Raw genomic sequence first — 12,812 nt, 5'->3', positions numbered from 1 at the left:
ACGACGCTCAGCTGTACTTCAAGCGTGCACACGGCAGCGCTCAGCTCTTCGGTCAGCCGAGCACCTACCTGCCGAGCCTCGCGCAGGCAGCGGGCCTCTAGGAGACGTCGGTGCTTGTTCGCTCGGGATTGCGAGCGAACAAGCACCACTGGTGCCCAGTCAGTGGAATGCCCAGCAGATTAATAGCTCTGGATCGCGCAGAATCGGTCACCAGACAGCTGTCCATCCCACAGACCGGAGTTTTCTCGTGAATCGATTCGACGACAAGCGCGTCCTCATCAGCGGCGCAGGATCCGGAATCGGCCAGGCCACCGTTGCCCGCATCCTGGCAGAAGGTGGCACCGTCGTCGCCGCCGACATTTCCGAGACCGGCCTCGAACAGACGTTGAACGCCGCGAAGGACGCAGGCCACTCCGATCGCCTGACCACGGTGAAGGTCGACATCTCCAGCGAAGTGTCTGTTCGCGAACAGGTCGGCGCTGCGATCAAGGCTCTGGGCGGGCTCGACGTGCTGGTCAACGCGGCGGGCATTCTGCGCTCCGCGCACACCCACGAGATGACACTCGATTTCTGGAACACCGTCATCGGGGTCAATCTGACCGGAACTTTCCTCATGACGAGGGAGTCCCTGCCGGCACTGCTCGAAAGCGGGGCAGGCGTCGTGGTCAACTTCAGTTCCACGTCGGCCACCTTCGCCCACCCGTATATGACGGCATATGCAGCGTCGAAGGGCGGAATCCAATCCTTCACGCACGCTCTTGCACTCGAGTACAGCAAGCAGGGCCTTCGCGCCGTGGCCGTCGCACCCGGCAGCATCGCGTCGGGCATGACGTCCGATCCCGGCTTCCCGGCCGACATCGACTTCACGCTGCTCGGCAAGCTGGCCCCGGCAATCGGTGAGGGTTTCGCTCCCCCGTCCGCGGTCGCCGGCGTGATCGCGATGCTCGCTTCCGAGGACGGCTCGTTTGTCACCGGAACGGAAATCCGCATCGACGGCGGCACGCATATGTGACCACTTGCTGTGCGCCTTTATTAACCGCCGGCGGTTAATAAAGGCGCACAGCAGCGAGGCGGCATACTTATCTCGTCGCCCGGAACCGGTCCGGCGGTACGACGTGCGGTGGGGAGCCAGCGGTGAGCGAGTCAACAGGCACTACGAACCTCGAGCCCGTGCTGATCAGTCCCGTCGTCGGCGGAAAGATCCGCACCTGGTCCGAGGACGAGACCCGCTTGTGGAGCGTCGACGATCCCGCGGCGCTCGGCGCACAGTTGGGACGCGGTCTCGTAGCCCGTACGACCCTGCCGGACAACAAGTTCCGAGAGGTTGCGTTTCTGGATACCCAGACCCAGGTCCTCACTGTGCAGCCGCGCTTCGCTTCCCCTGACAGCACTGCACTTGCCGCACCGTTCAAGCTCACCGAGGCGTCGGCCCCGACGTCCGACGCTTGGGAAGATCTCGAATCGGTACTCGCGTCGGTCGCGATCTCCGCTGCTGGACGTGGCGAATTCTGGCTCGCGGAACTCGGCGGGTGGGATTCTCCGCACGAGCCGAACTGCCTCTTCACGACCGTCGACGAATCGGGACTGGCCAACGCGGTCGTGGAGGCCACCCCCGCGCCCGCCGGAACCGGCGTCTGGCCGGAGGTTCCGAGCGGACAAACCGGCGTTTCCGTTTCGGCACCAGCCTCACAGGACACCATCGAGGCTGCCGGAATCTTCGCGGTATCAGCGATCGAGACGTGGGGCGTCACACCGTGGGACATCAACCTCACTTTCGGCAAACTGGTCGATTTCGCCTGATCAGCGGCGCCGACACACGGCGGTGAGTTGTACGTCTCCCCTCAGCCGACGGCTCACGGTTCGTCACAACACGCCCGATGGCGACGACATCGGGCCCCTCGGTGGGCATACTGAGGGAACTGGGGTTACTCCCGGTCACAAATACCCGTGGATCCGCGTCGGGGCGGGTGCGGTCCGACAACACGCGAGCAGCCACAGACACTGGCGGCTCCGAAAGGTTCAATCATGGCAACCGACCAATTGCAGACGGTTGTATTGCCCGGCGACCAGCTCAAATACGTCGACCAAGGCAGTGGCCCCGTTGTGGTGCTCATTCACGGCCTACTGGGCGCGCACTCCAATTGGGAGCCGCAGATCGAGACACTCTCGCGCCACTACCGTGTCATCGCTCCTGACCTCTTCGGACACGGTGCGTCGGACAAGCCTGCCGGCGACTACTCACTCAGCGCTCACGCCGCCACTGTGCGTGACCTCCTCGAGGCCCTCGACATTCCGTCGGCCACCCTCGTCGGCCACTCCCTCGGTGGTGGGATCGCGATGCAGACGCTGTATCTCTTCCCCGAGCGTGTGGAGCGGCTGTGCCTGGTAGCCAGCGGCGGACTCGGCCCCGAGGTGAGCCCACTCCTGCGCGCAGCAACTCTGCCCGGCAGCGAACTGGTACTTCCCGTCCTCGCGTCCCGGACGCTGACCGACGTGACAGACAAAGCGCTCGGACTTTTCAACAAGATCGGCCTGTTCAAGCTCGGTGCCAGCGCGAGTGAGGCCCGTAAGAGCTTTGCTTCGGTATCGGACGCGTCGACACGTCAGGCATTTCTGGCGACCGCGCGATCGGTCATCAACTACAACGGCCAAACCGTCAATGCCACTCCGCATTTCGCCAACTTCAAGAACCTGCAGGCACTACTGGTGTGGGGCGAGGAAGACACCATCATCCCCAACGCCCACACCGAGAATGCTCGCGCCGAACTACCGCTGGGGCGGGTGGAGATATTCAAGCGCGCCGGGCATTTCCCGCACCTTGACTATCCGGATCGCTTCGACCGTGTCTTCTCCGAATTCATGACGGACTGCGGAGTCGGTATCGGCACCGGACCCAAGGCCGTCAGCAGCTGAACTAGCTCCCCGCAACCAGCTCTTCGAGGTAGCTCGCCACCCCGTCCTCGTCGTTCGTGGGCAAAATTCGGTCGGCGAGCTCGATGACCTCGGCTCTGGCGTTGGCGGGCGCCAGAGCCGTTCCGGCCCAGGTCAGCATCGCAACGTCGTTGAAGGCGTCACCGGCCGCGGCAACTTCCGACGCGTCGATGCCGTCGATCGCGCACAACTGCGCGAGAGCGCTGGCCTTCGAGACGCCCGCTGCAGCCATTTCCATGTACGGAGCCCCGGAGTGGGTCAACTCCACACCCTCGATGCCCGCAGCGACCGCAGTTCGGTACAGGTCGGCGCTGGGAACCTCGGCATGCCGGGCCACGATCTTGACCATCGGCTCCACGTCCAGCGGCAGCGTATCGGCGAGCACCATCTCGTGCAGGTGCCGGTGATGGTCCGCGAACTCGCACAGAGCGGCATACTCCGGCTCGGCAAAGAACTGCGTGGGTCCGACGTTCGCGAACACGACGCCAGGAATCAGAGCACGAACCTGCTCCATAGCTGTTGCAGCCAAAGATGTTTCGATCGAAACGGTGTCGACGATCTCCGGAGTCCCGTCCGCCAGGTCGAGAATGACAGCTCCGTTGGCACACACAGCTTTACCGCGAAATCCGCACGAGCTCGCCAACGTGTGTACCGAATGCCTGGCCCGGGCCGTCGCCCACACAACTTCGATCCCCGCGAGCCGCGCGTTCTCCATGGCCTGCGCGGTGCGCGCCGAAATCGTTCGGTCGGAGCGCAGCAGGGTGCCGTCGAGGTCGGTTGCGAACATACGAATACGGGTCACCAGACAATGATGGCAGTCCGTTCGCAGCCCTCACCAACTACGTGACATGGGCCGTTGCTCTGTCAATTACTTGCTTGGGCCTCGAGAAGGTGCCGACGCATCTCACCGAAGACCACACCCAGCCGCTCGACATCTCGCGGGCTCAGCAGGTCGAACATGCTCTCCCGTACAGCGGCCACGTGCGCCGGGCTTGCCGACGCCAATTTCTCGGCACCCGAGTCGGTCAGCTCCGCATTAGCGCCCCTCTTGTCGTCGACACACTCGACCCGGCGCACCCACCCGGCACCGACCAGCCGATTGACGGCCCTGGTCACACCACTTCGGGTCGCCATCACAGCATCGGCGAGCTCACTCATGCGCAGTTGCCGCCCAGGCGCTTCGGATAGAGCAACCAACAGTTCGAAGTCCGTGAACGAAATGTCGGAGTCTCGCACCAACTGCTGATCGAGAACACGCTGGAGCAGTCGGGTCGAGTCCAGGTAAGCCCGCCAGGCCGTTTGCTCCGAGTCGCTCAACCACCGCGTCGATTCCATGACACCAGCATATCCGAAGTAGTTGACAACGAAATCAAATGATCTATTCTCAATGTAGTTGATCAGTCAACTACCTGTTCGAAGAGAAGGTTCAACCGAGAGGCGGGCGCTATGAGCGACAACAACGCAGTGCAGTTCGAGGAACGCCGGGCCGAGATCAGGGATCGACATCTGCTCCCCGCCGACAAACGACCCGCATCGACCGCACGCGGCCTGCACCATACGGCCCTGATCAGCAGCGACGTCGAACGAACCGTGAAGTTCTATCAAGATCTCCTCGGCTTCCCTCTCACCGAGCTGATCGAGAACCGCGACTATCCCGGGTCTTCGCACTTCTTCTTCGACATCGGCAACGGGAACCTCCTGGCCTTCTTCGATTTCCCGGGACTCGACGTGGGCCCGTACCAAGAAGTACTCGGCGGCCTCCACCACATCGCGATCAGCGTCGAACCTGCCAAGTGGGCGAAGCTACGTACCAGACTGACCGAGGCCGGCGTCGAACTGATCGAGCACAGTGAGGTTTCGCTGTACTTCCGCGATCCCGACGGCGCTCGACTCGAACTGATCGCAGACCCACTCGGTGAGATGTACGGCAATCACGTCCTCTGAAAACTTGCTCTCCCCCATACCATTCGGAAGGCACACCATGACCTCCACTCTGTCTCAGCCGAACCTCGATATCCGTCGATCCGGGGATCGCTTCAAGTCCAATGCCGGCTGGCTGGACTCGAAGCACTCGTTCTCGTTCAGCAATCACTACGACCCGAAGAACACTCACCACGGTCTTCTCCTGGTCAACAACGACGACATCGTCACGCCCGGAATGGGATTCGACACCCACCCGCACCAGGACATGGAGATCGTCACCTGGGTACTGAGAGGTTCTCTCGTACATCAGGATTCGATGGGGCATTCGGGCGTCATCTACCCCGGTCTCGCCCAGCGGATGAGCGCTGGAACGGGAATCCTGCATTCGGAGAAGAACGATTCGTGGCGACTCGGTGACGTGGCGGGTGCGCATTCCGACAAGCACAGCGACCCGGTTCACTTCATCCAGATGTGGGTCGTCCCCGACGAGGCCGGAATCACGCCCGGATACGAGCAGTTGGAGATCGACGCCGAATTGCTTGCCGGTGGACTGGTTCCCGTCGCGTCGGGCATGGACGCGTACGCCGATCACTCGGCAATCCGGATCAAGAACAAGTACGCCGCGATGCACGTTGCGCGTCTGCAACCCGGACAGCCCGTGACCCTGCCCGACGCACCGTTCCTGCACGTTTTTGTCGCCGACGGTCAGGCCGCCATGGAAGGCGTCGGAGTGCTCGAACAAGGTGACGCGGTACGCGTGTCCGGCGGCGGAGGTCAGCAGCTCAGCTCCGATACCGGGGCAGAGGTCATCGTCTGGGAAATGCACGCCACCGTTTCGCAGGGATGACATGAAGCCCTTCTCGTACGACGCTTCACCGGCTCGAATTGTCTTCGGCCAAGGGATGATCGATACGATCGCCGAAGAAGTGCGGCGGCTCGGCCGTAGCCGAGTGATGGTGCTGGCAAGTCGTCGACTCGACGCGGTTGCCGCCGCCGTGACCGAATCTCTCGGCGACATGGCGGTGGCCCGCTTCGACGGCGCTGTGATGCATACTCCGATCGAAGTCACGACAGCCGCGCTGAGACTTGCCGAGAACCATCACGTCGACACGGTCGTGGCGATCGGCGGCGGTTCGGCAACCGGGTTGTCCAAGGCATTGGCACTACGAGCGGGGTTCGATCAGATCGTCGTTCCGACAACGTACGGGGATCAGAAGTCACTCCGGTGTTGGGTGAAACAGAGAACGGACGCAAGACAACTCGCTCCTCTCCCCACATCAGACCGGAAACCGTCATCTACGACGTCGACCTCACTCTCGATCTGCCGCTGGATACCACCGTCACCAGTGCCGTCAACGCGATGGCGCATGCGGTTGAAGCGTTGTACTCCACCGAGTCCAACCCGATCACGGACTTGATGGCGATCGAGGCGATCTCCGGGATCGCCCGTGCGCTGCCGAGCATTGTCGATGATCCGAAAAATCTGGAAGGTAGGGCCGAACTACTGCAAGCAGCCTGGTTAGCCGGAACCTGCTTGGGCACGGTCGGTATGGGGCTTCATCACAAGTTGTGCCACACCCTCGGTGGCAGCTTCGGTTTGCCGCATGCTCCCACCCACACCGTTGTCCTCCCCCACGCGATGGCATTCAACGCGCCTGCTGTCCCGGATGTGATGTCGCGAATAGCGACTGCTCTGGGCGCATCCGATGCCGCTACCGGCGTTTTCGACCTCGTCACCGCGTGCGGCGGACCGACCACTCTGCGAGAACTGGGAATGAGTCACGATCAAATCGAAAATGCAGTCGAACTCGCCACCTCCGCCGCGTATCCGAATCCGCGTGAGATCACCCCGCCGGGCCTGAGCGAACTCCTCGAGAACGCCTGGTCCGGGCGTCGACCCGCCATCAGGTGAGAACTAATCAGGCAGTACCGCCTCGAGGCCTGACGTGTTCGAAGATCAGAATCGTCTCGGTCGCAGCAACCGCTGGATGTGCCGAGAGATTGTTGACGACGAAGTCACGCAACTGCGCCGAATCCGTCGTTGCGACGTGCAGCATGTAGTCGTCGACACCGGCAACGAAGTACACGTTGAGCACGGAGTCCAGCTTGGCGAAATCGTCGCCGAGCCGGTTGAGGTGCGACCGTGCGTTGGCCTGCAGTCGAACTGCGATCATCGCCTGCAGATCCATTCCGAGAGCGGCGGGGTCGATGTCCGCGTGAAATCCCCTGATCACGCCGTTGTCCACCAAGGCGCGCACACGGCCGAGGCATGTCGACGGCGCAATTCCCGCGATCGCAGCCAGCGCATTGTTCGGAATCCTCGCGTCTTTCGCCAGCTCTTCGAGCAGAACCCGGTCGATCTCGTCCAACTTCATTGCTGCCCGAACATGCTTCGGCGAGGCGGCCGTCTGAATACCGATTTTTGAACTTTCGCGCACCATGAATACAGCCTAGAGAATTATCTTCACTTCTCTTCACTATCTGGCGACGAAACTTCATGCTTGGCACCTGCCATTCGAAGAAACAACAGACTCAGTTCGGAGCCGTGTCATGAAGGTCGGAATCCCCCGCGAGATCAAAAACCACGAGTACCGCGTGGCCATCAGCCCAGCAGGCGTCCACGAACTGGTCGGCCGAGGACACGAAGTCGTCATCGAAACGGGTGCAGGCGTCGGCTCCTCGTTCAGTGACGAGGATTTCAAGGCCGCGGGCGCGCAGATCCTCGGATCTGCCGATCAGGTCTGGACGGACGCAGATCTACTCCTGAAGGTCAAAGAACCTATTGCAGAAGAGTATTCGCGACTCCGTAAGGATCAGGTTCTCTTCACCTACCTGCACCTGGCGGCGTCGAAGGAATGCACCGACGCGCTCCTGACGTCGAAGACCACCTCCATCGCCTACGAAACAGTTGTCGGTTCCGACGGTTCACTGCCCCTCCTCGCCCCGATGAGTGAAGTAGCCGGACGCCTGGCACCGCAGGCGGGCGCCTATCACTTGATGCGTCACGGCGGCGGACGCGGAGTGCTGATGGGCGGCGTACCCGGAGTGCGCCCCGCCAAGGTCGTGGTGATCGGTGCGGGAGTCTCCGGCAAGAACGCCATCGCCGTGGCCTACGGCATGCAGGCCGACGTCACCGTTCTCGACCTGTCGATCGCGCGCCTGCGGGAAATCGACGAGCTGTACCACGGCCAGGTCAAGACCATCACGTCCAACAGCCTCGAACTCGAACAGGCAGTCCTCGACGCCGACCTGGTCATCGGCGCAGTGCTGGTCCCCGGGGCGAAGGCGCCGACTCTCGTCTCCAACAGCCTGGTGGCGCGTATGAAGCCGGGTTCTGTCCTGGTCGACATCGCCATCGACCAGGGAGGCTGCTTCGAGGATTCACACGCGACCACGCACGCCGATCCGACGTACCAGGTACACGGTTCGGTCTTCTACTGCGTTGCGAACATGCCCGGAGCCGTCCCCCGTACGTCCACCTACGCACTCACCAACGCGACGCTTCCGTACGTCGTCGCCTTGGCAGACAAGGGGTGGAAGGACGCGGTCGCGACAGTTCCCGGCCTGGGGTCAGGTCTGAGCACACACGACGGCCTGCTCCTGTCCGACAGTGTTGCAGCGGCGCATGGGTACTCGGCTACCACTCTCTGACCCAGGCAGCTCTGACCCAGGCAAGGACAGCTCGAGATCGCTAGCCTTGATCCATGAGCATTCCTGACATCACGCTGAATTCCGGAACCGCGATCCCGCAACTCGGCCTCGGAGTCTGGCAGGCCACCAACGACGAAACCGAGCATGCAGTACGGTTCGCACTCGACGAGGCTGGCTACCGGCACATCGACACCGCTGCCGCCTACGGAAACGAAGAGGGCGTCGGACGAGGTATCGCCAACTCGTCCGTCGCGCGAGAGGACATCTTCCTCACCACGAAGCTCTGGAATGCAGATCAGGGCTACGAGCCGGCGTTGAAGGCTTTCGACACCAGCATCGACAAGCTCGGCGTCGACTACGTCGATCTCTACCTCATCCACTGGCCTCTGCAGGACAACGACCGACTCCTCCGCACGTGGGACGCACTAGAAAAGATCGCGGAATCGGGCCGCGCCAAGGCAATCGGGGTGTGCAACTTCGAGCCGCATCATCTGCAGCTTCTCGTCGAACGCGGTGGATTGTTGCCCGCAGTCGATCAGGTGGAACTGCACCCGCACCTCACGCAGCACGCCATTCGCGACAAGGCCGCCGAGCACGGGATCAAGGTCGAATCGTGGAGCCCACTCGGCGGTACCAGTAACGCAGGTTGGGGTAAGGCGTCCAAGCCCAACACCCTGCTCACCGACCCGATCATCACACGAATCGGTGACCGCCACAGCAAGACTGCCGCGCAGGTCCTGATCCGTTGGCACCTTCAGAACGGCCTGATCGTCATCCCGAAATCCGTACACGATGCTCGAATCGCTCAGAACATCGACGTATTCGACTTCGAACTCACCGATCTCGACCTGAGCGAAATCGACACTCTCGACGACGGCACCCGCGTCGGCGCGCATCCCGATGAACTCAACATCGGTGCACCGAACTGATCAAGCCGCTCGTTTGGTGGGGCGAAGCGCATCGAATCCGTTTCGCCTCACCATCGTTCCGAGGGTCTTCCACCACGGCCGAGCCGGATCCGGCTCGCTTCCGTCGCCCATCCGGTGCAGCTGATCGGTATGCCACTGCAGGTCGAGTGCACCGTCGAGCATCGAGATGTCGGCAACCTTCCCCAACAACTTCCGCGCTCCGAACTCAACAGTCGGCACGGTCAATCGTTCCCGATCCGATTCCAGGAGAACGGTTGCCGCGTCGGGGATCGTGATCGTCGGCCGGCCGAGGCCGATCACGTCGCACGCGCCGGAAGCCAGTGCCTCGACCATCGCCGATCGCGAGCGGAAGCCGCCGGTGACCGCCAAGGGAATGTCGCCGGCAATCGCTCGGACTGTCTCGGCGTACTCGAGGAAATATGCCTCTCGATCCCGAGTGCTCTGCTTCTGCGCTTTACCCATCATGGCCGGCGATTCATAACTGCCACCGCTGATCTCGATGAGATCCACCGACTCTTCGGTCAACGCGCGCACTACTTCTCGCGACTCGTCTTCCGAGAATCCACCTCGTTGGAAATCAGCCGAGTTGAGCTTGACCGAGACCGCGAATCCCGGAGCAACGGCAGAGCGTATGCGCCGAACGATCTCGATCAGAAAGCGTCGTCGACGCTCGGGATCTCCACCCCACTCGTCCGTCCGCTGATTGGACAAGGGCGAAAGGAACTGCGCAACAAGATAACCGTGCGCTGCGTGTATCTGCACGCCGCCGAAGCCGGAGGACTCGGCGACGCGAGCGGTTTCCGCGAACTTGTCGATGATCTCGTCGATCTCAGCGGTCGAGAGTTCTCGCGGCGTCGCCATTCCCGGAATCTTCAGCGCGATCGCGCTCGGGGCGACCGGTCTACCTCTGCTGGCAATCGGGTTGGATTGCCGCCCTGGGTGGTTCAGCTGCATCCAGATCTCGGCGCCGCCGTTCTTGGCGGTCTTGGCCCAGGCAGTCAGTGCTTCGGCATCACGATCGTCGTCGACGACGACATTGCCCGGTTCGGCGATCTGCGATCGATCGACCATGACATTGCCGGTGATCAGCAAACCGAACCCGCCACTGCCCCAACGACCGTACAGCGTTTCCAAGCGAGTGGACGGTCCATGAGTGCGGTCACCCAGAGCCTCGCTGAGCGCAGCTTTCATGGTCCGATTCCGCAGGATCTGCCCGCAGGGCAAAGTCAACGATTCTCCGAGTGTGGTCATGGATGCCTCTCGTATGAAGGGAAGAAAGTCAATGGCGTGGCGCAGAACCGAAGTGCCGCTTGGTATCGCGCACGAAGCTCGAGAAGATCAGCGAGTTGACCGGTAGCCCGCCGCGCACCGCGAGCGACAGCTTCGGACGCGGCGAGAATGCAAAATTCCACTGCAGTCTCGAACCCACTGCGAGCTCGTCGACGCGGTAGTCCTCCGCGAAGGATTGGAACAGCGGAACATTGGACTGTTCGACGTAAAACGAGTGCCGACGCGTTTCGTCGTCCCAGGTGATGAACTTTTCGCGCATCTGCATCGCACCGCCGCCCACCTCCGCGATTCGGCGCGTGCCGACGCCGTAGGGGCGCGGCGAGGTGTAGTGCACTTTTGTGAGCAGTCGGCACCACGACAAAGGCTCGTCGGCGGTCAGACCGGCCCAGACGGCGTCAGGTTCGGCGGCGAGATCGATCGAGTACGTGAAGATATGCGGTGCCGTGTCGAAGAAATCGACACCGACCGGTTCGAGGTCGAACCAATGTGTCATCGCCTACTCCTGCCCAATTAGCCGTTACATGAAGTTACGGATACTTGACGACCGAAGTCAACCCCCGAAGGCTCAGCGGGACCAAGCCTCAGAACGAGAGAGCCCCTGCAGTGAAGCGATGACCTGTTCGAGCGGCTCGATACTTCGAGTCGTCTGGCACACCGCCACTGCACCTTCGACCGACGTGATCGTCAGGTTTGCCATCGATTTTGCCTGCACTGCAGGATAACCCGCAGTTTCGAGTTGCGATTCGATCAACTTCTGCCATCCCAGCATGACCTCAGCCGACACTTCCGCGACTTCTGGCTCACTGGCACGCGCCAACCCGCCGGCAATCACCGGGCAGCCGATCGCGAAGTCCGAGCGTGTGAGATTGAGTCGCCAGATGTCTCCGACCGCTTCGATCACGTCGGCCGTGGAACCGGTAGCCGCAGCCGAGCTGATCCGTCTGGTGATGATCGCACCGGCCGCGCGCACGGCTTCGACCATCAACTCGGTCTTACCGCCAGGAAAGTGGTGGTAGATCGACCCACGGGGTGCGCCGCTGTGCTTGATGACGTCGCTGAAGGACGTCGCGTCGACACCGTTGCGGCTGATCAGTTCAACCGCACTGCGAATCATGCGATCACGTGAGCTCAGCTCTGCCATGTCACAGATCCTTCGGCCGTCGGTACACCTGTCGACTCATACGCTACGTTATGTATGACGACCTACATAGTGATGGGATGAAACAATGAGTGACGAGACAACCGCGACCGTCGATCCGGCGCAGATGACAGGCCTCGAACTTCTCCGCTGGATGGGAACGCAGGTCAACGACCGACCCAGCATCGGACGCCTCCTCGGCATGGAGATGCGCGAGGTCAACGAAGGATCCGTGAGCTTCGCCCTGACCCCGCGCGCCGATTTCAGCAACCCGCTCGGCACTGTGCACGGCGGCATCTGCGCAACGCTGCTCGACTCGGTCATGGGCTGCGCGGTACACACGATGCTTCCGGCCGGCGTCGGCTACACGACCCTCGAACTCAAGCTCAACTACATCCGCACGGTGCCTCTCGACGGTGACGAACTGACAGCCCACGGCAGCGTCATTCACGTGGGCGGGCGTACCGCGACGGCAGAGGGCAAGGTCTTGGACAAGAACGGCAAGTTGGTGGCGCACGGAACTACGACGTGCATGATTTTCCGCTGAGCCGACGAAGGATGGCGAGAATGTAGCTGCGCCCGACGTGAGCAGGGTGCGAGTGCCGATGTACGATCGGCTCGTGACCCTGCTCACTGCGCACCTCTGGTGGCCCGACCGCTGACGGTCAGCCGCAACTGCGTGCTGCCCGGACCGATATCGGGTGGTCCAGCAGGCTCCTCTCAGGATCCCCGATCCGGCAAATGCCGTACGCGTCGTCGCTACGACCGCCAAGATCAGGTACCGAATCCACGAAGGAGAGTTAGTTGACCACCACCCCACTCAACCGTTCGCTCGAGCCTTTGGGCGTCTCCATCCCGTCGAAAGTGCCGACGCACTGGTACAACCTGGCGGCTGACCTCCCCGAGCCTGTTCCCCCGCACCTGCATCCGGGCACTCGTGAGCCGCTCGG

14 protein-coding genes and 2 pseudogenes are annotated in these 12,812 nt (G+C 62.1%); 10 read left to right on the top strand and 6 right to left on the bottom strand.

Annotation, left to right across the window (positions count from 1 at the left end; all coding sequences use genetic code 11):
- Positions 1 to 247: 247 nt before the first annotated feature.
- From A2J01_RS07845 to A2J01_RS07835, 3 genes are all read left to right on the top strand, one after another.
- Positions 248 to 1,012, top strand: coding sequence for an SDR family NAD(P)-dependent oxidoreductase (locus A2J01_RS07845; protein ID WP_064112451.1), 765 nt, complete (start codon positions 248 to 250; stop codon positions 1,010 to 1,012).
- A 122-nt stretch (positions 1,013 to 1,134) separates the two neighbouring features.
- The gene (locus tag A2J01_RS07840; RefSeq protein WP_064112450.1) at positions 1,135 to 1,800 is read left to right on the top strand and encodes a hypothetical protein; all 666 of its coding nucleotides are present in this window, start codon (positions 1,135 to 1,137) and stop codon (positions 1,798 to 1,800) included.
- 225 nt (positions 1,801 to 2,025) lie between these two features.
- Positions 2,026 to 2,913: an alpha/beta fold hydrolase gene (locus A2J01_RS07835; RefSeq protein WP_064112449.1), complete on the top strand. Its 888-nt coding sequence runs from the start codon at positions 2,026 to 2,028 to the stop codon at positions 2,911 to 2,913.
- A gap of 1 nt (position 2,914) precedes the next feature.
- Here A2J01_RS07835 and A2J01_RS07830 read toward each other — a convergent pair whose 3' ends face one another.
- Together A2J01_RS07830 and A2J01_RS07825 are read right to left on the bottom strand one after the other, a co-directional pair.
- The gene (locus A2J01_RS07830) at positions 2,915 to 3,733 is read right to left on the bottom strand and encodes an HAD family hydrolase (RefSeq protein WP_003945542.1); all 819 of its coding nucleotides are present in this window, start codon (positions 3,731 to 3,733) and stop codon (positions 2,915 to 2,917) included.
- A 62-nt stretch (positions 3,734 to 3,795) separates the two neighbouring features.
- Positions 3,796 to 4,266, bottom strand: a complete 471-nt coding sequence (locus A2J01_RS07825) for a MarR family winged helix-turn-helix transcriptional regulator (protein ID WP_042449445.1) — start codon at positions 4,264 to 4,266, stop codon at positions 3,796 to 3,798.
- A gap of 111 nt (positions 4,267 to 4,377) precedes the next feature.
- Here A2J01_RS07825 and A2J01_RS07820 point away from each other — a divergent pair, with 111 nt between their 5' ends.
- From A2J01_RS07820 to A2J01_RS07810, 3 genes and pseudogenes are all read left to right on the top strand, one after another.
- A complete protein-coding gene (locus A2J01_RS07820) occupies positions 4,378 to 4,875 on the top strand; it encodes a VOC family protein (RefSeq protein ID WP_007734170.1) in 498 nt (165 codons plus the stop codon).
- A 37-nt stretch (positions 4,876 to 4,912) separates the two neighbouring features.
- Positions 4,913 to 5,701, top strand: coding sequence for a pirin family protein (locus tag A2J01_RS07815; RefSeq protein WP_020906267.1), 789 nt, complete (start codon positions 4,913 to 4,915; stop codon positions 5,699 to 5,701).
- Position 5,702: 1 nt separating this feature from the next.
- Positions 5,703 to 6,766, top strand: a pseudogene (locus A2J01_RS07810) (maleylacetate reductase).
- Positions 6,767 to 6,773: 7 nt separating this feature from the next.
- On the opposite strand, the gene A2J01_RS07805 reads toward A2J01_RS07810, so the two are convergent.
- Positions 6,774 to 7,295, bottom strand: coding sequence for an Lrp/AsnC family transcriptional regulator (locus A2J01_RS07805; RefSeq protein ID WP_003945867.1), 522 nt, complete (start codon positions 7,293 to 7,295; stop codon positions 6,774 to 6,776).
- Positions 7,296 to 7,404: 109 nt separating this feature from the next.
- On the opposite strand from A2J01_RS07805, the gene ald reads away from it, so the two are divergent.
- The gene (gene ald / locus A2J01_RS07800; RefSeq protein WP_003945541.1) at positions 7,405 to 8,505 is read left to right on the top strand and encodes an alanine dehydrogenase; all 1,101 of its coding nucleotides are present in this window, start codon (positions 7,405 to 7,407) and stop codon (positions 8,503 to 8,505) included.
- A 53-nt stretch (positions 8,506 to 8,558) separates the two neighbouring features.
- The gene (locus A2J01_RS07795) at positions 8,559 to 9,434 is read left to right on the top strand and encodes an aldo/keto reductase (RefSeq protein ID WP_064112448.1); all 876 of its coding nucleotides are present in this window, start codon (positions 8,559 to 8,561) and stop codon (positions 9,432 to 9,434) included.
- Here the strand turns inward: A2J01_RS07795 and A2J01_RS07790 are convergent, their stop codons facing one another.
- The 3 genes from A2J01_RS07790 to A2J01_RS07780 all read right to left on the bottom strand — a co-directional run bounded on the left by A2J01_RS07790 (position 9,435) and on the right by A2J01_RS07780 (position 11,865).
- Entirely contained in the window at positions 9,435 to 10,685 is a 1,251-nt protein-coding gene (locus A2J01_RS07790; RefSeq protein WP_007734160.1) for an NADH:flavin oxidoreductase/NADH oxidase family protein, read from the bottom strand.
- Positions 10,686 to 10,713: 28 nt separating this feature from the next.
- Entirely contained in the window at positions 10,714 to 11,217 is a 504-nt protein-coding gene (locus A2J01_RS07785; protein ID WP_019746932.1) for an SRPBCC family protein, read from the bottom strand.
- Positions 11,218 to 11,289: 72 nt separating this feature from the next.
- Positions 11,290 to 11,865 (bottom strand): TetR/AcrR family transcriptional regulator, encoded by a 576-nt coding sequence (locus A2J01_RS07780; RefSeq protein WP_007734151.1) that lies wholly within the window; start codon positions 11,863 to 11,865, stop codon positions 11,290 to 11,292.
- An 85-nt stretch (positions 11,866 to 11,950) separates the two neighbouring features.
- On the opposite strand from A2J01_RS07780, the gene A2J01_RS07775 reads away from it, so the two are divergent.
- A complete protein-coding gene (locus tag A2J01_RS07775) occupies positions 11,951 to 12,409 on the top strand; it encodes a PaaI family thioesterase (RefSeq protein WP_003945940.1) in 459 nt (152 codons plus the stop codon).
- A gap of 257 nt (positions 12,410 to 12,666) precedes the next feature.
- A pseudogene (locus A2J01_RS35715) lies at positions 12,667 to 12,812 on the top strand (TrpB-like pyridoxal phosphate-dependent enzyme); the annotation flags it as partial.

Origin of the sequence: Rhodococcus sp. EPR-134, from assembly GCF_001647205.1 — a bacterium.
In the GTDB taxonomy this organism is placed as follows: domain Bacteria; phylum Actinomycetota; class Actinomycetes; order Mycobacteriales; family Mycobacteriaceae; genus Rhodococcus_F; species Rhodococcus_F qingshengii.
Note: the sequence above shows the minus strand (reverse complement) of the source record. Positions and strands in the feature narration are given on the sequence as shown.

What these genes read in the sequence shown, in the direction of transcription:
- A2J01_RS07835 (WP_064112449.1), top strand. Translation starts at nt 2,026, where the DNA reads ATGGCAACCGACCAATTGCAGACGGTTGTATTGCCCGGCGACCAGCTC.
- A2J01_RS07825 (WP_042449445.1), bottom strand. Translation starts at nt 4,266, where the DNA reads ATGGAATCGACGCGGTGGTTGAGCGACTCGGAGCAAACGGCCTGGCGG.
- A2J01_RS07820 (WP_007734170.1), top strand. Translation starts at nt 4,378, where the DNA reads ATGAGCGACAACAACGCAGTGCAGTTCGAGGAACGCCGGGCCGAGATC.
- A2J01_RS07815 (WP_020906267.1), top strand. Translation starts at nt 4,913, where the DNA reads ATGACCTCCACTCTGTCTCAGCCGAACCTCGATATCCGTCGATCCGGG.
- A2J01_RS07805 (WP_003945867.1), bottom strand. Translation starts at nt 7,295, where the DNA reads ATGGTGCGCGAAAGTTCAAAAATCGGTATTCAGACGGCCGCCTCGCCG.
- ald (WP_003945541.1), top strand. Translation starts at nt 7,405, where the DNA reads ATGAAGGTCGGAATCCCCCGCGAGATCAAAAACCACGAGTACCGCGTG.
- A2J01_RS07795 (WP_064112448.1), top strand. Translation starts at nt 8,559, where the DNA reads ATGAGCATTCCTGACATCACGCTGAATTCCGGAACCGCGATCCCGCAA.
- A2J01_RS07790 (WP_007734160.1), bottom strand. Translation starts at nt 10,685, where the DNA reads ATGACCACACTCGGAGAATCGTTGACTTTGCCCTGCGGGCAGATCCTG.
- A2J01_RS07785 (WP_019746932.1), bottom strand. Translation starts at nt 11,217, where the DNA reads ATGACACATTGGTTCGACCTCGAACCGGTCGGTGTCGATTTCTTCGAC.
- A2J01_RS07780 (WP_007734151.1), bottom strand. Translation starts at nt 11,865, where the DNA reads ATGGCAGAGCTGAGCTCACGTGATCGCATGATTCGCAGTGCGGTTGAA.
- A2J01_RS07775 (WP_003945940.1), top strand. Translation starts at nt 11,951, where the DNA reads ATGAGTGACGAGACAACCGCGACCGTCGATCCGGCGCAGATGACAGGC.